Annotated in this window: 14 protein-coding genes and 1 riboswitch; of the genes, 8 read left to right on the forward strand and 6 right to left on the reverse strand. The window is 70.4% G+C overall.

Going from position 1 to position 18,756, the window contains the following annotated elements:
* Window positions 1–119 precede the first annotated feature (119 nt).
* Both I2501_RS08175 and I2501_RS40530 read right to left on the reverse strand, forming a co-directional pair.
* The gene (locus I2501_RS08175; RefSeq protein WP_196193193.1) at window positions 120–1,403 is read right to left on the reverse strand and encodes a transglycosylase family protein; all 1,284 of its coding nucleotides are present in this window, start codon (window positions 1,401–1,403) and stop codon (window positions 120–122) included.
* Window positions 1,404–1,408: 5 nt separating this feature from the next.
* A riboswitch (cyclic di-AMP (ydaO/yuaA leader) is annotated at window positions 1,409–1,567 on the reverse strand.
* Window positions 1,568–1,874: 307 nt separating this feature from the next.
* Complete coding sequence (locus I2501_RS40530; RefSeq protein WP_196193194.1) at window positions 1,875–3,899, reverse strand: D-alanyl-D-alanine carboxypeptidase family protein; 2,025 nt, start codon at window positions 3,897–3,899, stop codon at window positions 1,875–1,877.
* A 314-nt stretch (window positions 3,900–4,213) separates the two neighbouring features.
* Between I2501_RS40530 and I2501_RS08185 the strand changes: the two genes are divergently transcribed.
* The 3 genes from I2501_RS08185 (at window position 4,214) to I2501_RS08195 (ending at window position 6,598) form a co-directional block, all read left to right on the forward strand.
* Window positions 4,214–4,939 carry a GOLPH3/VPS74 family protein gene (locus I2501_RS08185; RefSeq protein WP_196193195.1) on the forward strand — a complete coding sequence of 242 codons (726 nt, stop codon included), beginning with the start codon at window positions 4,214–4,216 and terminating at the stop codon, window positions 4,937–4,939.
* Window positions 4,940–5,266: 327 nt separating this feature from the next.
* Window positions 5,267–6,130 (forward strand): helix-turn-helix domain-containing protein, encoded by an 864-nt coding sequence (locus tag I2501_RS08190; RefSeq protein ID WP_196193196.1) that lies wholly within the window; start codon window positions 5,267–5,269, stop codon window positions 6,128–6,130.
* A 273-nt stretch (window positions 6,131–6,403) separates the two neighbouring features.
* Window positions 6,404–6,598, forward strand: coding sequence for a DUF397 domain-containing protein (locus I2501_RS08195; RefSeq protein WP_328806267.1), 195 nt, complete (start codon window positions 6,404–6,406; stop codon window positions 6,596–6,598).
* Window positions 6,599–6,752: 154 nt separating this feature from the next.
* On the opposite strand, the gene I2501_RS08200 is transcribed toward I2501_RS08195, so the two are convergent.
* Complete coding sequence (locus I2501_RS08200; protein WP_196193198.1) at window positions 6,753–7,589, reverse strand: hypothetical protein; 837 nt, start codon at window positions 7,587–7,589, stop codon at window positions 6,753–6,755.
* 176 nt (window positions 7,590–7,765) lie between these two features.
* Here I2501_RS08200 and I2501_RS08205 point away from each other — a divergent pair, with 176 nt between their 5' ends.
* From I2501_RS08205 to I2501_RS08215, 3 genes are all read left to right on the forward strand, one after another.
* A complete protein-coding gene (locus tag I2501_RS08205; protein WP_196193199.1) occupies window positions 7,766–8,509 on the forward strand; it encodes an XRE family transcriptional regulator in 744 nt (247 codons plus the stop codon).
* A 99-nt stretch (window positions 8,510–8,608) separates the two neighbouring features.
* A complete protein-coding gene (locus I2501_RS08210) occupies window positions 8,609–9,394 on the forward strand; it encodes an SDR family oxidoreductase (protein WP_196193200.1) in 786 nt (261 codons plus the stop codon).
* A gap of 79 nt (window positions 9,395–9,473) precedes the next feature.
* The gene (locus I2501_RS08215) at window positions 9,474–10,154 is read left to right on the forward strand and encodes an MSMEG_1061 family FMN-dependent PPOX-type flavoprotein (RefSeq protein WP_196193201.1); all 681 of its coding nucleotides are present in this window, start codon (window positions 9,474–9,476) and stop codon (window positions 10,152–10,154) included.
* A gap of 3 nt (window positions 10,155–10,157) precedes the next feature.
* Here I2501_RS08215 and I2501_RS08220 read toward each other — a convergent pair whose 3' ends face one another.
* Window positions 10,158–12,809, reverse strand: coding sequence for a bifunctional FO biosynthesis protein CofGH (locus I2501_RS08220; RefSeq protein WP_196193202.1), 2,652 nt, complete (start codon window positions 12,807–12,809; stop codon window positions 10,158–10,160).
* 260 nt (window positions 12,810–13,069) lie between these two features.
* Between I2501_RS08220 and I2501_RS08225 the strand changes: the two genes are divergently transcribed.
* A complete protein-coding gene (locus tag I2501_RS08225) occupies window positions 13,070–14,302 on the forward strand; it encodes a LolA family protein (protein ID WP_196193203.1) in 1,233 nt (410 codons plus the stop codon).
* Between the two features lie 221 nt (window positions 14,303–14,523).
* Window positions 14,524–15,585, forward strand: a complete 1,062-nt coding sequence (locus I2501_RS08230) for a sphingomyelin phosphodiesterase (protein ID WP_328806268.1) — start codon at window positions 14,524–14,526, stop codon at window positions 15,583–15,585.
* Between the two features lie 23 nt (window positions 15,586–15,608).
* Here the strand turns inward: I2501_RS08230 and rarD are convergent, their stop codons facing one another.
* Together rarD and I2501_RS08240 are read right to left on the reverse strand one after the other, a co-directional pair.
* Window positions 15,609–16,574: an EamA family transporter RarD gene (rarD, locus tag I2501_RS08235; protein ID WP_196193204.1), complete on the reverse strand. Its 966-nt coding sequence runs from the start codon at window positions 16,572–16,574 to the stop codon at window positions 15,609–15,611.
* A 103-nt stretch (window positions 16,575–16,677) separates the two neighbouring features.
* A complete protein-coding gene (locus tag I2501_RS08240; RefSeq protein ID WP_196193205.1) occupies window positions 16,678–18,729 on the reverse strand; it encodes an APC family permease in 2,052 nt (683 codons plus the stop codon).
* Window positions 18,730–18,756: the final 27 nt, after the last annotated feature.

The raw sequence follows: 18,756 nt of genomic DNA on the forward strand, positions 1-18,756 counted from the left end.
TCCCCGACGGGCGGCGTCCTCACCTCCGGAACGACGCCCGCCAACTGCGACGCGGTGGACCGGTCCGAGCCAGACAGGTCACCCGGACCGGCTCACCACGCCACACCTTGTGCGGTGCGTCAGGAGACGCGACCGGCGAAGCTCGGGGTGTAGTTGCTGATGGTGTCGTACTTGACGCCCGAGCTCGGGTTGGCCGCCTCGACGTAGCGACCGCCGCCGACGTAGATGGCGACGTGGTAGACGCCGGAGTCGGAACCGTCGCTGGACCAGAAGAGCAGGTCGCCCGGCTGCAGCGCGTCGAGGGAGACCGGCGTGGTCGCCGAGGCCTGCTCGGAGGAGGTACGCGGCAGGTTGATGCCGGCCTGGGCGTAGGCGGCCTGGGCCAGACCCGAGCAGTCCCACGAGTTCGGGCCGGTGCCGCCGTACACGTAGGAGTCGCCCACGTGCGCCTCGGCGAAGGCGATCGCCGTGGCGGCAGCGCCGGAGCCGACCTGCGTCGTGCTGCTCGACGTGGTCGACGCACCGGTGGACGCCTGGGCGGAACCCGAGGAGTTCGAGCTCGCGGAGGAGTCCGACGCGTTCGACGCGTTCGAGGCGCTCGACGACGAAGTCGCGGACGAGGACGAGTCGTTGTCCGAGTCGTTCGACGGCTGGGCGGCCGGAGCGGAGACGGCCTTGCCGCCCAGGACCAACTGCTGACCCGGGAAGATCAGGTTCGGGCCGTGGGTGAGGGTCGCCCGGTTCAGCTGGTACAGGCGCTCCCAGCCACCGGAGACGTCGTGCTTGGCCGCGATGGTGGACAGCCAGTCGCCGGCCCGGACCGTGTAGTGCCCGGCGGTGGAGCTGCCGGTCGCCGGGGCGCTGGACGCGCTGGAGGCGGCGGCACCGGACGTGGAGTCGGACGCGGAGGAGCTGCTGCCGGAGGCCGACGAGCTGCTCGCAGCAGACGAGTTGGCGGACGTGGCGGAAGTGGCCGAGTTGGAGGAGCTCGACGAGCCGGAGGCGCTGATCGCCGGGGCGGGGCCGCCCTGGGTCAGACCGGCCTGCGGGCCGCAGACGGGCCAGGCGCCGGGGCCCTGGTCCGCGAGGACCTTCTCGGCGACGGCGATCTGCTGGTCCTTGCTGGCCTGGTCCGCGGAGGACGCGTACTGCTGGCCGCCGTAGGCGTCCCAGGTGGACTGCGAGAACTGCAGACCGCCGTAGTAGCCGTTGCCGGTGTTGATGGACCAGTCACCGCTGCTCTCGCACTGGGCGACGGAGTCCCAGGTGGAGACGGTGGCGGCGTGGGCGCCGGTCGCGGTGACCAGCGGGAGGGCGAGGCCTGCGCCGGTCAGCCCGACGGTGGCGAGCAGGCGCTTGGAGGCACGACGGGCGATTTTGGGCGCGCGGTGGCGACCAGTCATGGTGTGGGTCCTCTCCCACGCCTGCGAGGTGAGCTGTCGGGTTCGGGCCGGAGTTGCCCGGCCGTGCAGAGCACGGCTTCACCCCTAGCCGAGAGCGACACGCTCCCGGCGACTTACCTGGGTCCCCCGCTCCTGCCGTGGTGTGCGTCGGGTGACAGCTGACAACCCCGACGGCAGGACTCGGCGTTCCGGAGATGTCAGTTCCGCTTAAGTGCGAACGACGCCGACCGTAGGCAGATCGAAGTTCAAACCTCAAGCCGATCCACGGCCCCTGAGAGGTCCGTCACATCACCTGCCGTTGGTTCGCACTCCAACCCTGCATAGATGTCCGAAATGTCGTCAAGATTGCGCCCCCGGGCATGACAACGGGCCCGTCCGTCGGACGGGCCCGTTTCGAGCAGAGGACGCAGCGAGAGAGCTGAGAGAGCGTCAGGTGGCTAAGGTCAGGTCAGGTGGATCGGGTCAGGTGGCTCAGGTCAGGCGGGTGAGCTTCGCGCCGACGCTCGGAGTGCTGAGCGCGGACTGCAGCGCCACCGGGATCGTCTGCGCTCCCGCGCCGCTGCCCACGACCAGGTTGCCGACGGTCGTCCCGGCGGTCGCGGTGTGCGGGACGGACTGCCCCGTGAGCGGCTGCAGCGACATGGTCACCGACAGACCGCTCCAACCGATGACGTTGACGTCCGCGGTGGCCACCACCGGCGTGTGCCCGCCAAGACCGTCGTCGACGTACCCGACGACGTCGCCCTTCTTGATCACGGTGTGCGACTGCAGCGCGCCCTCGGCGCTGACGATCAGCTGCTGGCTCTTCTGGAGCACCTGGGCGAGGATGCCCTGCCCCGGCCCCGTCCCGGTCGCGGGCTGGCTCAGCACCGCGCCCAGGATCAGCTGCTGCGAGCCCCCGACGTTCTGCTCCGCGGCCCACACCAGGTTGCCGAGCGCGGCCGTGCTGGTGCCGGTCTTGATGCCGACGACGCCGTTGCTGCCGACCAGCGTGTTGGTGTTCGGCGTGACGCCGTTCTCCGCCGCGTTGAACGACGGGGTGCTGACGACCTCCTTGAAGACCGGCATCTGCATGGCCGCCTCGATCAGCTTGAGCTGGTCGTTGGCCGTGCTCTTGGTGGTCGCGTCCAGACCGCTCGGGTCGGTGTAGACCGTCTTGGTCATGCCGAGGCCGGCCGCGGTGCTCTGCATCTTCTGCACGAAGGCGGCGTCACTGCCCGCGTCCCAACGGCCCAGCAGCCGGGCGACGTTGTTGGCGGACGGGATCAGCAGCAGCTGGAGCGCCTGGTACTCCGTCAGCGGCTCGCCGACCGAGACCTTCATCACCGACTCGCCCTGCGGCTTGCCGGTGTTGTAGTCGTTCACCGCCGCCTGGTCCACCGGGACCATCGGCCCCTGGTCGCCGACCTTGAGCGGGTGGTCACGCAGCACGATGTACGCGGTCATCACCTTGGTGACACTGGCCAGCGGCACCTGGTTGTCGCTCCCGCTGTGCCCGAGCACACCCAGCCCCGGTACGGCCACGGCAGCCTGACCGGCCGTCGGCCACTGGAGGTTCGGCGTACCGCCGGAGAAGGTGAAGCTCTGCTCTCCGGTGTACTGGAGCGTCGGCGTCGGGATCGGGCGCAGCAACTGCGCCGTGCCGAGCACGATCACGAGGGCCAGCAGCAACGTGCCCCAGAGCCGGATCCGCCGCAGCGCGATCCGGGCCGGGGTCATCGGCCGGCTGCTCAGCGTGGCCAGGATGTCCATCGCCTCGGCGGTGGTCTCCGGCGACGGCATGACGGCGGTGGCCGTCCCCATCGCACCGGCCCCGGCCGGGACGGCCTCGGGCGACGGCGCACCCGAGCCACCGCCGGCCCCGCCTGGTCCGCGCGACCCGCCCGGCGGCGTCGGCGGGAGCGGCGGCGGGAAGACGGGCATGGCCCGCGTCTCGTCCTCGTCGTCGGGCTCGTCGGCGGCAGGCGCTTCGGCAGCGGGCTCGGCGGCGGGCGCTTCATCGGCAGGCGCGTCGGCGGTCGGCTCGTCCGTGTCCTCGGCGACGGGCTCGTCCGCGGTCGGCTCGTCCGCCTCGACGGAGTCGGTGGGCTCTTCGGCGGACTCCTCGACGGCTTCGGGCTGCGCCTCTTCGTCGGCTTCCGCCTCTGCTTCCGCCTCCGGTGCTTCTTCCTCGGCGGCGTCGGTCTCAGCCTCGGGGGCTTCGGGGTCCTCGGGGGCCTCCTCCGCCTCCGACGCCTCAGCCTCCGGCTCGGCCTCGGTGTCAGCCTCGGTCTCGGTGTCCGCTTCGGGCTCCGTCGACTCCGCCTCGGGCTTCTCCGGGTCCGCGTCGAGCGTGCGCAGCACGCGGGTCGGCATGTCGACCGAAGATTCGGTCGCTTCCTCGATCTCGGGCGCGGGTTCCACGTCCGGAGCGGGGACAGCGGGATCATTTCCCGCGCGTTCCGGCTCCCGCTCCGCGCCCGCGGTCCGCTGCGACCTGTCGGGGGACTCACCCACGTAACCCAGCCTCCTCTGTACCTGCGCACGTCCGTGCAGGACTGTCCCTGCAAACTGCCTGTGACTGCCGCATCGGCCCTGCTCACCGACGTCGACAAAGCGCGCAGGGACCAGTCTCCTGCACGCGCGGGGCCATTCCTGTTCACCGGGCCGCCGACCGGCGATTCCCCCGTGATTCCCCCGCTCCTCGGCCAGACGCGGACACGCGGTACGGCGGTTCCGAAAGATCACGGGTCCGTGTCACTCTCAAGGCCCTCTCGACAGCAGGGTGTGAGAGGCGTCACTCTGTTGTGCATCCACGCGGGGAGGCTTGGATGGGCAAGAGCCGCAGAACAATTCCCGAGGAGCTGCTGTTGCTCGCTCTGGACCCGGCCACGGGTACCACAGCGCAGCCCCAGACGCTCGATCTCGGACTGGCCGGAGCACAGCTCGTCGAGCTGGCCATGGCCGGACGAATAGTCCCGGACGGGGACCGGATCACCGTGGTCAATCCACGGCCGACCGGTGACCCGACCCTCGATCACGCGCTCGAACTGCTGCGCAGACGTGGCAGTGCCGTACGCGCCGTGCAGTGGATCGGCGGCCCGCGACTGGGCCTGCGCCAGACCTATCTCGCGCACCTGGAGCGGTGCGAGATGGTGAAGGCCGTGCCGGGCCAGGTGTGCGGCGTACTGCCGACGACCCGGTACCAGGCGTCGGACGAGTGCACGAACAGCGCCATCAAGGAACGGCTCGACACGGCGATCCGGACCGGGGTCCCCCCGGACCCGCGTACCGCCGCACTGGCCGCGCTGGCCCACTCGGTCGGCCTCGGCAAGCACCTCTATCCGGGTAACGAAGGCCGCTCGTGCCGGTCACGCCTGCGCGATCTGATTCGTTACGACCCCCTCGGCGGCATGGTCGCTCACGCGGTCATGGACGTGCAGAACGGTCTGCCGACGACGCAGGTCCGGGCGAACAACACCCGACCCGCCCCGGCACGACCGGCCGCCACCCGACCGTCGGTGTCCACCGGGATGGTGCGCGCCGGCGTGCGCTAGCACGGCACGCGCTGGAGCGGCGGCGAACCACCCTTCGCCGCCGCTCTCCCGCGTGCCCGACACGCGCGGCATCACCAATACATGCGGCTTCACCAACACATGCGGCCTCGCCGACACGCGCGGCCTCAACGAAAGGCGCAGCTTCACCGAACTGCCAAGTGTCAGGGGAGAACGGCCCACGCTCACAACGACGCACGCGGGCGCAGAATCGTTCCGTCTTTGAACGGATTAGTCAACATCCCCGGCGATTGGACCACATGAGGGCGTGTCGAGGTGGCATTCTGCTGGCACAGGGGCGTGCCTCACCACCGATGCCCAGGAGAGACCGTGTCCACCGCCAGCAGCGTCAATCCCACCGTCCGCCGCCGCCGTCTCGGCGCAGAGCTGCGACGGCTCCGCGAGCAACGGGGCCTCACCGCGGAGGAGGTCGCACAGCAGCTGCTGGTCTCCCAGTCGAAGATCAGCCGCCTCGAGAACGGCCGACGCAGCATCAGCCAGCGTGACGTCCGCGACCTCTGCGAGGTCTACGGGGTCAACGACCAGTCGATGATCGACGGTCTGATGACCATGGCCAAGGAGTCCCGCCAGCGCGGCTGGTGGCACGCCTTCGGCGACGTCCCGTACAGCGTCTACATCGGTCTCGAAGCCGAGGCGGTGGGCATCCGGACGTACGAGTCGCTCTTCATCCCTGGTCTGCTGCAGACCCGGGACTATGCGCACGCCGTCGTCTCGGGCATCCAGCCGGAGGCGCAGCCCGGACAGATCGACAAGCGGACGGACGTCCGGATGGTCCGCCAGGAGCTGTTGCGCAACAGCGACGAGCCGCTGCGGCTCTGGGCCGTCGTCGACGAGGCCGCCCTGCACCGGGTGGTCGGCAGCCCGGAGACGATGCGGGCACAGCTGGAGTACCTGATCGAGGCCAGCACGCTGCCGCACGTCACCGTCCAGGTGCTGCCGTTCGGCATCGGCGCGCACCCCGGGATGACCGCCAACTTCTCGATCCTGGAGTACCGGGACGCGTCGGACGCCACCGTCGTCTATCTCGAGGGCGTGACGAGCGACCTGTATCTGGAGAAGGAGACGGATGTGCGGGCGTACGCCAGCCTCTACCAGCATCTCCAGGCGCAGGCCCTCGGGCCGGAGCAGACCCGGGAGCTTGTGGACAAAGTGGCGAAACACCACACCCAGTGACGGATAGTCCGCAAAACCGGCGCGCACGATCGCTGGGGGCGCGATCATACACCACGGGCATAGCTCTCAGTGCGAGCCTTCTCCAAAAGCTATCCAACGGGTGAACAGAAACTGGTGACAGTTTCCAGATACCGGACCCGGTGGGCAGACTGACACCAGCAATCACGATCACCCGCTTGTCGGATCCGGCGTGCTGGATCCAACGCGCCGGATCCGGCGTCCGCGGGAGTCGCCGATTGTGTGTCGGTCACCTCTTCCGGAACGGAGATGGAAATGATCACTGAGGCCCTCAACTGGCGCAAGTCCAGCTACTCGGGCGCGAATGCCTGCGTCGAGGTCGCCCGACCCGCCGCGGCCGTCCACGTCCGCGACTCCAAGGATCTGAGCGGCCCCTCGCTGGAGTTCAGTCGCGAGGCCTGGACGTCCTTCCTGGCCGAGGTCGCCACAGGTTCCCTCGACCTGACCTGAGCGACTCCCCCACCAGCCCCGACTCGGCCGGCCCACCCCCGGGCGCCGGAACGGATCGTCCCCGTCCGGCGCCCTCATGCCTGTCATGCCCGGCACAGCTCATGCACAGGCCAAGCGAGATTCGGCCAACTCCCGTCCGCCCGGGAACCGTTGGCTACCGCAGCTCGTCCACATAGGTGTCCGTACCCGGCAGGGTCGGGATGAACGGCGCCACCAGCTCCACCCGCGCACCGGGAACCGCACCGGCCACCTCCCCGTCCAGGCCGGTGAAGGCGTCCCAGCAGGTGCGCGGGTCCTGTTGCAGGAACCAGATCAGGGTGAGGCGGGTGTCCGTCCCGTCCACCGGCTTCACGTACGACATCCTGTCCACCGGCAGCGGCAGCGGCTCGAAGAGCGTGCACATCGCGGCCGGTGAGCCGCTGCGCAGTCGGGCCGGCAGGTGCCGGTCCATCAGCCAGTCGGTCAACTGGCGTCGCTGCTCGGCGTTCTCGGTGTCGATCACCTGCAACACCAGTCCCTGGTACGGGAAGTCCAGCGCGTGGACGTCGCGCGGCCCGGCCGCGCCGTCGCGGTAGTAGGTGCTGACGTGCTGCTGGAACGCGGTGAAGACGTGGGTGCGGTCGCGGTAGACGCGGCCGTCCCGGTTGAGCCGCTTGTTGATCTGCACGGTCCACCGCATATGGGCGTCGTGCCGCCCCTCGGTGACCCAGTAGACGGACAGGTAGCAGCCTGCGGTGACGGGCTCGGCCACGGCCGACTTCTCCGGATAGCGCAGCAGTTGCAGCTCGCGGGTGGCGACCCAGCGTCGTCCCGCGAACATCCAGGGCATGGCCATGGCCCCGGCGTAGAAGTGGTCGTCCTCGTACCAACGGTTGTAGCCGTACTCGTGGCCCGGCAAGGGCTCGACCATGGTGATCAGCGCACTGCCGATGGCGACGCCATAAGGCCCGCTCGCGGCCAGCTGCGTGTACTGCTCCAGATCGTCCGTCATGAGCTGACGGTAAGTCAGATACTGACAACTTCCCAGAGTCCGGACGAGGCAAGCGCTTCACGACGACCGGGCTGCGAGGGCCTGGTGGATCCTCCAGGTGTGAACACCCGACATGCCGGATGCGCTGGACGTTTCTGGGCTGTCCGGTCCATGTTTGTCCCGATTAGCCTCCCGACATGTCGAGACGCGCGGGCTCTGCGCCCGCCTCCCCCGTTCCGTTCGACCCCGCCGCCGCCCGTGCGGTGCGCAGCGCCCTGGGACTGAGCCCTGCCATGGTGGCCCGCGCCCTGTCCGACTCCTATGCCATGCGGGTGCCGCCGGCCCTGGTCATCGCCTGGGAGACCGGGGCCACCCATCCCACCGAGCGCGAACTCGTCGCCCTGGCGCGGGTGCTGTGGTGCCTGCCGGGGCAGCTGATGGGCGGCCGGGCGACGACCCTGCGCGACTATCGTCTCGCTCTCGACCTGCCGCTGGAGGAGGTGGCCCGCCGCCTCCGCCTCTCGGTGCGCGACTACACCGCCATGGAGACGCGCTGGGACGGCGACCGCAACGAGACCCTGGACCTGGCCCGGGTGCTGCAGCTCTCCCCGCGCGCCCTGGTCCGCGCCTGCGGCCGGGAGGAGCGCCTGGACGAGGTGCTGCGCCGGGCGGTCGACGGCCGGTGGCAGTCCCAGGTGGAACCGGCCAGGGAGCTGGTGCCGACCCTCTCGGAGGAGTGGATCACCCACGCGCTCAAGTCGCTGGCGGGCGAGCGGGCGACGTCCAGCGCGCTGTGGGGCAGCACCAGTGCGAGCAACAGCAGCGCGGTCGGCAGCGGTGCGGCCGGCAGCAGCGCGAGCAGTGCCGCCTCCGAAGCGGGACGGCAGGAGTCGCCCGACGCCGAACTCTCCGAGCGCTTCTGGGCCCTGATGGACATCTGACAGAGCGCGGCTCTGGCCTTCCCCGCGTCGCGGCCCTACTCTGACGCATCGTCAGTTCACTCGTCGGTTCACCGGGCGAGGATGCGGGAGGACGGACCCATGCTGCTCGAAGGACGCACCGTCGTGGTCTCCGGGGTCGGCCCGGGGCTCGGTCAGCGGGTCGCGCTCGCCGCGGCCCGCGACGGCGCCAACGTGGTGCTCGGCGCCCGGACCGAGGCGAACCTGGTCAAGGCGGCCGAGCAGATCGAGGCCGACCACCCCGGCCGCGCGGCCTGGAAGCGCACCGACATCGCCGACCCGGACCGCTGCGACGCGCTCGCCGCCCTCGCCGTGGAGCGTTTCGGCCGGATCGACGCGGTCGTCCACGTCGCCGCCATGGACCAGCACTTCGGCGGCATCGCGGACGCCGACTTCGACGAGTGGCGCCGCGTGCTGGACGTCAACCTGATCGGCACCCTTCAGCTGACGCGCTCCTGCCTCCCCGCGCTGCGCGAACGCGGCGGTGCCGTCGTCATCATCGGCACCCAGTCCGCGGTGGCCGCGCCCAGCCAGGTGCGGCAGGCCGCGTACGCGGCGTCCAAGGGCGCGCTGACCAGCGCGATGTACTCGATGGCCCGCGAGCTGGGGCCGGACCGGATCCGGGTCAACACCGTCCTGCCCGGCTGGATGTGGGGCCCGCAGGTGGAGTCCTACGTGACCTGGACGTCCGCCTCCGAGAACGTCCCCGAGGACGAGGTGCGCGGACGCCTGGCCGAGCGGATGGTCCTGCCGGAGCTGGCCACCGACGGCGACGTCGCCGAGGCCGCGATCTTCCTCGCCTCCGATCGCGCCCGCGCCATCACCGGCCAGTCGCTGCTCGTCAACGCCGGGGAGCTCATGCGCTGACGCGCGAGCTGCCGCTGTCGCGCGCGCTGCTGAGGCGTGGACCTGCACGGATCTTGACTGCGCCCATATCGTCGTTCGTATGACGACACCCCCCGGGTCCAGACCGCCCGCCGGCTCTCACCCCCTGTTCGACGCGCTCCGGGCGGACGCCGTGACCAGCATCGAGCAGCTGCGCGGCCACTACCCCGCGCCGGGCGCGAACGCGTTCCGCAAGGTGCGGGACCGGCTGACCGAGGACACCCGGGCGCTGGTCGGCTGCGCCTCACTGGTCTTCGTCGGCAGCGCCGACTCCGCCGGGCACCCCGACGTCAGCCCGCGGGGCGGCCCGGCCGGATTCGTCTCGGTGCTGGACGACGTCACGCTGGCCATCCCCGACGCGACCGGGAACAAGCGGCTGGACACCCTGCAGAACGTCATCGAGACCGGGCGGATCGGACTGCTCTTCGTCATCCCCGGCCGCGACACGACCCTGCGGATCAACGGGCGCGCCTGCGTCTCCACCCGGCCCGAGCTGCTGGACCAGCTGACCTCCGTCGGCAAACCCCCGGTCAGCGCGCTGGTGGTGGCGATCGAGGAGGTCTACCCGCACTGCCCGAAGTCGCTGATGCGCGGCAACGCCTGGAAGCCGGAGAACTGGCTGCCCGCCGACGCCCAGCCGACCTCGGCCCAGGTCACCCTCTCCCAACTGGACCTGCCCGACCTGACGCTGGAGCAGGTGCTGGAGGACCAGCGCGACATGCTGGCCAACCGCTACCTCTGAGCGCTACTGGTCCAGCACCGGCAGCAGCTCCGGAAGGTGGCCGTCGGAGGCCAGGGCCGCCGCCCGACGCTCCGCCGACACCTCGCCGTAGAGGGTGGTGCGCTGCGCGGCCGGACGTCCGGCCGCCTCGGCGACCGCCTCCAGGTCCCGGACGGACTTGTAGCTGCCGTAGGAGGAGCCGGCCATCCGGGAGATGGTCTCCTCCATCAGCGTGCCGCCCAGGTCGTTGGCGCCGCTGCGGAGCATCTCCGCCGCGCCCTCGGTGCCGAGCTTGACCCAGCTGGTCTGGATGTTGGGGATCCGCCCGTGCAGCAGCAGCCGGGCCATCGCCGTCACCGCGCGGTTGTCGCGCATGGTCGGGCCGGGCCGGGAGATGCCGGCCAGGTAGACCGGCGCGTTGGTGTGCACGAACGGCAGGGTCACGAACTCGGTGAAGCCGCCCTTGCCGCGTTCGAGCGCGCGGTCCTGCATGTCGGCGAGCACCCGCAGATGACCGAGCCAGTGCCGGGGCTGGTCGACGTGGCCGTACATCATCGTGGACGAGGAGCGGATGTCCAGCTCGTGCGCGGTGGACACGACCTCGACCCAGGTCGCGGCGGGCAGCTTGCCCTTGGTCAGCACCCAGCGCACCTCGTCGTCGAGGATCTCGGCGGCGGTGCCGGGGATGGTGTCCAGACCGGCCTCCTTGGCCTGCTGGAGCCAGTCCCTGAGGGACAGTCCCGTCCGCGTCGCGCCGTTGACGACCTCCATCGGCGAGAAGGCGTGCACGTGCATGCCGGGCACGCGCTGCTTGACCGTCCGGGCGATGTCGAAGTACGCGGTGCCGGGGAGGTCCGGGTGGATCCCGCCCTGCATGCAGACCTCGGTCGCGCCGACCTCCCAGGCCTGCTCGGCGCGGTCGGCGACCTGCTCCAGGGAGAGGGTGTAGGCGTCGGCGTCGGTGCGGCGCTGCGCGAAGGCGCAGAAGCGGCAGCCGGTGTAGCAGACGTTGGTGAAGTTGATGTTCCGGGTCACGCAGTAGGTGACGGTGTCGCCGACCGTGTCGCGGCGGACGGCGTCGGCGACGGAGCAGAGCGCGTCGAGGGCCGGGCCGTCGGCGTGGAGGAGCGCCAGGGCCTGATCGTCCGTCAGCCTGCGCGGGTCGTCGGCGGCGACGGCGAGGGCCTCGCGCACGTCGCCGTCCAGGCGCTCGGGCGCCCCGGACGCGGCGGCGGCCTCGCGCAGCGCCTCCCAGTCGCCGTAGACCTCGTCGAAGTCGCTGCGGCGGTCGCCGGTCCTGCCTCCGCCCGGTCCGTCCGCGTCGATCTCGACGTGGAGCTCGGTGCGGCCCGAGGCGACGAACACCTCCTCGGGCTCCTGCCACGGCAGTCCGATCGGCAGTGCGTTCTCCCGGGCCAGCCCGGTCTCCGGGTCCGCGAGCGCGCGGACGTGCGGGAGCACGCGCGGGTCGAGCCACGGTTCGTCGTGGCCGTCCCGCAGCGCCGGTCGCACGTACTCCGGATAGACCGTCAGCCGCTCGCGCAGCGTGAAGCCGGACCGGGCCGTCCGCGCCGCCAGGTCGTCGATCTGCGGCCACGGGCGCTCGGGGTTGACGTGGTCGGGGGTGAGCGGCGAGACGCCGCCCCAGTCGTCGATGCCCGCGTCGATGATCAGCGCGTACTCCTCGTCGACCAGGTTCGGCGGGGCCTGGATCCGGGCGGAGGGGCCGAGGACCAGCCGGGCGACGGCGATGGTCGCGGCCAGCTCCTCCAGCTCGGCGTCGGGCATGGCGCGCATCGCCGTGTCCGGCTTGGCGCGGAAGTTCTGCACGATCACTTCCTGCAGCCCGTGGTACTGCCGGGCCACCCGGCGCAGCGCGAAGAGGGCGTCGGCGCGCTCCTCGCGCGTCTCGCCGATGCCGATCAGGATGCCGCTGGTGAACGGCACCGCCGAGCGGCCCGCGTCCTCCAACACCCGCAGCCGGACAGCCGGTTCCTTGTCCGGGGAGCCGTGGTGGGGACCGCCGGGCTCGGACCAGAGCCGGGTGGCGGTGGTCTCCAGCATCATGCCCATCGACGGCGCGACCGGCTTGAGCCGCTGGAAGTCGGTCCAGCTCAGCACCCCGGGGTTGAGGTGCGGCAGCAGGCCGGTTTCCTCCAGCACCCGGATCGACATGGCCCGGACGTAGGCGAGGGTGTCGTCGTAGCCGTGCGCGTCCAGCCACTCGCGAGCCTCGGGCCAGCGGTCCTCGGGACGGTCGCCGAGGGTGAACAGCGCCTCCTTGCAGGCCAGCGCGGCCCCCTGACGGGCGATCGCCAGCACCTCGTCCGGCGAGAGGTAGAGGCCGTGGCCCTCACGGCGCAGCTTGCCGGGGACGGTGACGAAGGTGCAGTAGTGACAGCGGTCCCGGCACAGCCGGGTCAGCGGGATGAAGACCTTCTTCGAGTAGGTGATCACGCCGGGCCGCCCGACGGCTTCGAGCCCCGCGTCCCGCACGCGTGCCGCGACCGCGCACAGTTCGCGCAGATCCTCGCCCCGCGCGTGCAGCAGCACCGCGGCCTCGGCGGTGTCCAGGGCGACGCCCTGACGGGCCCGGTGCAGCGCGCGGCGCATGGCGGTGCTGGTAACGCCGCTGGACGCGGTGCCGGTCACGGTGCTGGTCCGCTGATCCTTCATGCACGAAACCTTACGCGTCGGACTTGTCGGGCCTGAAGGTTCCCGCAGTGCAGCGCAAGACGGAACCCAAAACGGGAACCGGCGCGGGGAACCATCCCACGGAACCCTGAGACCGCCTCAGGGTCACGTACGTCGACGGGTGGAAACGTGATTGCGCCCACGGGCCGATGCAGCGAGGCTGGCGGAGGGCGTTGAATGGCACCGTGGAAAAGAACGGCAACACTGCCAGTACGGCGACGCACGGGACGGAAGGACGAGGGATGTCGAACAGCACCGCGGCCTGGAGCCGCAAGCGGGTCCTGACGGTGTCGGCCGCGGTCGCGGCCGTCGCGGGCTCCGTGGCCGCGGGAACTGCGCTGGCGGCCGGGCCTACGCTGCCACCGATAACCGCCCAGCAGCTGCTGGTCCACGCCATGAACAGCAACGTGCAGACCTTCTCCGGCACGGTCGAGTCCAGCGTCGACCTCGGCGTACCCTCGCAGCTGCTGAACGCCCTGCCGTCGGCGGCGGCGTCGGCCGCGGGCGCGGCGGGCGTCCCCTCCGGGCAGCAGTCCGGCGGGTCCGGCCAGTCCTCGGAGTTCGGTCAGGGCAAGGTGGCGCAGCAGGAGCTGCTCTCCCTGCTCTCCGGCACGAGCACCGCGCAGGTCGCCAAGGACGGCGACACCAAGCAGAGCTTCACCGCGTCCAACTCCGGCCGCACGGTCGAGGTGGTCCGCAACGGCTCGGACGCCTGGGCGTACGACAGCCAGGGCAACCAGGTCACCCACTGGACCGGCGTCGGCCAGGGCGAGAAGAGCCAGGCTCCGGACGCCTCCTCGTCCGCCGCCACGCCGCAGGACGCGACCAAGCTCCTGGACCAGATCACCCCCTACAGCAACGTGACCGTCAGCGGCTCCTCCGAGGTGGCGGGCCGCCAGGTCTACACGCTGCAGATCACGCCCAAGGGCACCGGCTCCACCATCGGCCTGGTCGACATCTCGGTGGACGCCAAGACGTACCTGCCGCTGGAGGTCAAGGTCCTTCCCGCGGACGGCAGCGACGCGATCGCGGACATCCGCTTCGCGAACATCTCCTACGGCACCCCGGCCGCCTCGGCGTTCCAGTTCAGCACTCCGGCGGGCGCCAAGGTCACCACCAAGAACGCGCAGACCGCCGACCACGGCCAGGCCGGCACGATGCACGGCAAGGCCGACCACGGCGTACCGACGGCCCCGACCCAGCAGAGCCAGAAGCCGGGCGCCAACGGCGAGACGGTCCTCGGCTCCGGCTGGCAGACGGTCTGGAAGATCAACCCGCAGCAGGCCGCGAACAAGAACGGCAAGAGCGGCCAGGGCGCACTCAGCGCGCTGGGCGCCCTCAAGGAGGTCGGCAAGCCGGTGAACGGCGGCACCCTCTTCTCCACCAAGGTGGTGAACGTCCTGCTCACCCCCAACGGCACGGTGTACGCAGGCGCGGTGACCCCGTCGTACCTGGAGAACCTCGCCGGGCAGTGACGCGGTAGGGCACCACCAGCGCCGCAGTAGGGCAGGGCCAGTAAGGATTCCTTCCTCAACTCGCCCACTAGTTCAGACAAGTGATCCGCCGACCGACTCGTCGGTCGGCGGATCACCACTGCCCATAAGCCGTTCGCCGGAGCTTCCCCGGCGCTGCGTAGCGTGCAGGGCTGTCATGCCCAGGGCTGAAACACCAGGCCCGCCTCCATCGAGGAGACCACGTGCGCACGCGCCACCAGCTCGCCGCCGCTCTCGCCACCACCACGGCAGCCGTCCTTGCAGTGTTCAGCGGCGGTCTGACCGGAACCGCCCACGCCGCCACCGCGGCAGCCGCGACCGGCGGCACCTCCGGCTCGACCCTCTCCGTCTTCGCCTGGAACGTCGACCTGGCCACCTCGGTCGTCGACAGTTCGCAGAACGAGAACGCCGCCGGACGCACCCCGACCGTCGCGTCGATCGTCCGCAAGCACGACGCCGACGTGGTGGTGCTGGACGAGCTCTTCAACGACAGCTCGACCACCACGCTGGAGAACGACCTGGCGGACCTCTACCCGTACCACACGCCGGTGGTGGGCGCGGACTGCTCCGGCTCCGGCTGGAACGGCGTCGACGGCAACTGCTCCAACTCGTGGTTCGTCATCAACGGCGGCACGATGATCTTCTCCAAGTACCCGATCGACGCCCAGTACGCGCACGTCTTCACCAACTCGACCTCCGGCACCTGGGACTACAACGCCAACAAGGGCGCGGCGCTGGCCGAGATCGACAAGAACGGCGCCAAGACCTGGGTCGTCGGCACCCACCTCCAGGCCGACCAGTCGGGCACCTCCACCGACACCACCCAGGCCACCCGGCTCGCGCAGCTGGGCGAGATCCAGAGCTGGGTCAACGGCATCGTCGGCTCCTCCGCCCCGGTGCTGATCGGCGGCGACCTCAACGTCGAGTACTCCCACGGCGCTTCGCGCGGCGACTACACCAACGCGGAGAACGCGGTCGGCGGCGTCCTGGGCACCCCGGCCACCGACCCGTCGCAGCTGTGGACGATGGACTGCCCGGTCTCGGCCTGGTGCCAGTACATGTCCGGCGTCGAGTCGTTCCCGGTCGACTACCAGGACAGCCTGGACTACATCGGCTACCTCAACGCGCCGGGCCGCCCCACCCCGGTCTCCCTGCCCTCCGTCGCCACCGACTTCGACCCGCAGGCGGGTTGGACCCAGGGCCAGCAGGACACCAACGCGCCCAGCGACCACTACCCGGTCCAGGCGACGTTCCAGCTGCAGTAATCACGCCCAACACCCAACCAGCGCTAGGCGAGCGGCTGCTGCTCCTCCGTGACCAGCAGCCGCTCCCGCACCGGGTCGGCAACTGCCGCCGCCCGACGACCCCGTCGGGCCTGACGCAGGCCGTCGACGGTCAGCAGCACCAGCGCCGCCCAGACCAGCCCGAAGCCGATCCACCGGGTCACCGGCATCTGCTCGTGGAAGACGGCGATGCCCAGCAGGAACTGGAAGACCGGCGCCAGGTACTGGAGCAGCCCGATCGTGGTCAGCGGCACCCGCACCGCCGCCGCACCGAAGGCCACCAGCGGGACGGCCGTCACCACCCCGCACAGCACCAGCAGCAGCGCGTGGCCGGGCCCGTGCGTGGTGAAGCTGGAGCGGCCCTCGCCGCCCAGGAAGAGCAGGTAGCCGAGCGCGGGCAGGAAGAGGAAAGCGGTCTCGACGGCGAAGCTCTCCAGCCCGCCCAGCCCGACCTGCTTCTTGATCAGCCCGTAGATCGCGAACGAGAACGCCAGCGTCAGCGCGATCCACGGCAGTTGCCCGTAGCCGACGGTCAGCACGATCACGGCCACCGCGCCGATCGCGACCGCGGCCCACTGCGACGGGCGCAGGCGTTCCCGCATGATGAAAACGCCGAAGGCAATGGTGACAAGCGGGTTGATGAAGTAGCCGAGCGAGGTCTCCACGACGTGGCCGGTGTTGACGCCCCAGATGTACATGCCCCAGTTGACGCTGACGAACGCGGCGGCCAGGCCGATCAGCGCGAGCCGCTTCGGCTGCCGCAGCAGCGGGCGGATCCAGGCCCACTTGCGCGTCACGGTGAGCAGGACCAGCGCCACGACCAGCGACCAGACCATCCGGTTGGCGAGGATCTCCCCCGCGCCCGCCGGCTCCAGCAGCGGCCAGTAGAGCGGGAAGAAGCCCCACAAGGTGTACGCAGCCACGCCCAGCAGCAGGCCGCTGCGCTCCTGCCCCGCAGTTTTCTGTCCCACCCGTAACACCTCAACCCATCCGTCGTCCCCTACACATCCCGGACAGGACGGTAAACGACAGGACCCCTGCCCGGAAATCGGGCAGGGGTCCCAAAAGTGGGCGTCAGTTGGACGAAGCGTCCAGGTGGTCCATCGGGTCCATGTGCTCGAGCGTCTCCAGCTTCACACCCGAGGCCGCGGCGTCCTCCAGCTCGTCGTGTGCGCTGACCACGTCGAACGGGACGATGGTCGCCACCACGTTGGGCAGCTTGCCGACCGCGCGGGCGACCTGGTCGGCCGTGCGGCGGTGCAGCAGCCGGCCCAGGACCGGCGAGTAGTTGCGCTCCGGGATCAGCAGCGTGATCTGGCTCTTCTCGCGCTTGGAGGTGCGCGCGATCAGCTCGACCAGGGAGCGGGTGATCCGCCGGTCCGGGCACTCGACGATCTCCAGCGGCAGGTCGCCGACCTCGGCGTTGGCCCACTGGACCTTCAGGCGCTCGGCCTCGCGGTCGTCGATCATGAAGTGGACCGCGCGTATCTCGGACGGCCGCAGCGAGCGGGCGTAGCGGATCGCCTTGAGCACGGCCAGGTCGACGCGGTCGACCAGGATGTACATCACCTGGCGGCGCACCACCGGGTTGGTGGTGTCGACCGGGGCGGTGGCCAGCGCCTCCGCCTCCTCGCGGTAGCGCTTGTTGACCTTGATCAGCGACCAGACGCCGATCGGGAAGATCACCACGACCACCCAGGCGCCCTCGGTGAACTTGGTGACCGCGAAGATCCCGACGACCAGGAACGAGGCGACCGCCGCCGCACCGTTGACGGCGATCTTGATCCCGCGCTTGGGCGTCCCCCTCCGGTCCCAGTGGTGCTTGACCATGCCCGCGCCGGCCATGGTGAAGCCGGTGAAGACGCCGATCGCGTAGAGGCTGACCAGGTGGGTGAGGTCGCCGTTGGTGGCGATCAGCAGCACCAGCGAGACGGCGGTCAGCACGATGATGCCGCTGGAGAACGCCAGCCGGTGGCCGCGTCGGGTCAGCTGGCGCGGCAGGAACGAGTCCTCGGCGACGAAGCTGGCCAGGAACGGGAAGCCGTTGAAGGAGGTGTTGGCACCGGTGTAGAGGACCAGCGCGGTGACCAGCTGGACGAAGACCAGCGCCGCGTAGCCGAACCAGCTGTTGCCGAAGGCCCAGCTGGCCTCCTGCGAGACGACGGTCGGCGTACCGCTGACGAACGGCGTGGCGTGGGTGACGTGCGCCAGCAGCGAGACGCCGAGGACGCCGGTGCCCAGCACGGCCGACATCACGACCATGGTCTTGCGGGCGTTGGCGCCCTGCGGGTTGCGGAAGGTGCTGACGCCGTTGGAGATGGCCTCCAGGCCGGTCAGCGAGGAACCGCCGTTGGCGAAGGCGCGCAGCATGACCAGCAGGCCCGCGCCGTAGAAGAATCCGCTGTGGCCGGTGCCCAGCGTGTACATCCCCGCCTGGTGGGTGTTGAGCTGGGTGTGGTCGCCGAGGATCACCCGGATCAGTCCGACGACGACCAGCAGGCCCATGCCCACCATGAACAGGTACGCCGGCAGCGCGAAGGCCCGACCGGCCTCGCGGATGCCGCGCAGGTTTCCGTAACAGAGCAGCAGCACCACGGCGACCGTCAGCCACAGCTTGTGGGCGGACAGGAAGGTGATGAAGCCCGCGTTCCCCCAGAGGAACTGGCCGAGCGAGACGATCGCGTCGGTACCGGCGGCCGCCTGGACGGCCACAGTGACGATGTAGTCGATCAGCAGCGCGACGGCCGCGATCTGCGCGACCCGCGGACCGAAGTTCTCACGCGCGACGACGTAGGAACCGCCGGCGCGGGTGTAGACGCTGACGACCTCGCGGTAGGAGAACGTCAGCAGCACCAGCAGACCCAGGATGACGAAGGTCAGCGGGATCAGCGCGGTGAAGGCGGCGATGCCGATCGCCGGGATCAGGATCACCAGCATCTGCTCGGAGCCGTAGGCCATGGAGGAGATGCAGTCCGAGGCCAGGACGCCGAGGGCGACCGAGTTCGAGAGCTTCTCGTGGGAGAGCTGCTCCGTGACCAGGGGCTTGCCGAGCAAACGTTTCTTCACTCGGTAGCCGAGGCTCTCCGGGAGTTCTACCTCGCCAGAGGGGCTGATGGTGCCGGCCATGATGGGTTCCGATCCGGGCGGGAGTTG

Source organism: Streptacidiphilus fuscans, from assembly GCF_015690355.1.
Classification (GTDB): domain Bacteria; phylum Actinomycetota; class Actinomycetes; order Streptomycetales; family Streptomycetaceae; genus Streptacidiphilus; species Streptacidiphilus fuscans.

What these genes read in the sequence shown, in the direction of transcription:
- I2501_RS08195 (WP_328806267.1), top strand. Translation starts at nt 6,404, where the DNA reads ATGATCACTGAGGCCCTCAACTGGCGCAAGTCCAGCTACTCGGGCGCG.
- I2501_RS08205 (WP_196193199.1), top strand. Translation starts at nt 7,766, where the DNA reads ATGTCGAGACGCGCGGGCTCTGCGCCCGCCTCCCCCGTTCCGTTCGAC.
- I2501_RS08200 (WP_196193198.1), bottom strand. Translation starts at nt 7,589, where the DNA reads ATGACGGACGATCTGGAGCAGTACACGCAGCTGGCCGCGAGCGGGCCT.
- I2501_RS08220 (WP_196193202.1), bottom strand. Translation starts at nt 12,809, where the DNA reads ATGAAGGATCAGCGGACCAGCACCGTGACCGGCACCGCGTCCAGCGGC.
- I2501_RS08225 (WP_196193203.1), top strand. Translation starts at nt 13,070, where the DNA reads ATGTCGAACAGCACCGCGGCCTGGAGCCGCAAGCGGGTCCTGACGGTG.
- I2501_RS08210 (WP_196193200.1), top strand. Translation starts at nt 8,609, where the DNA reads ATGCTGCTCGAAGGACGCACCGTCGTGGTCTCCGGGGTCGGCCCGGGG.
- I2501_RS08185 (WP_196193195.1), top strand. Translation starts at nt 4,214, where the DNA reads ATGGGCAAGAGCCGCAGAACAATTCCCGAGGAGCTGCTGTTGCTCGCT.
- I2501_RS08240 (WP_196193205.1), bottom strand. Translation starts at nt 18,729, where the DNA reads ATGGCCGGCACCATCAGCCCCTCTGGCGAGGTAGAACTCCCGGAGAGC.
- I2501_RS08215 (WP_196193201.1), top strand. Translation starts at nt 9,474, where the DNA reads ATGACGACACCCCCCGGGTCCAGACCGCCCGCCGGCTCTCACCCCCTG.
- I2501_RS08175 (WP_196193193.1), bottom strand. Translation starts at nt 1,403, where the DNA reads ATGACTGGTCGCCACCGCGCGCCCAAAATCGCCCGTCGTGCCTCCAAG.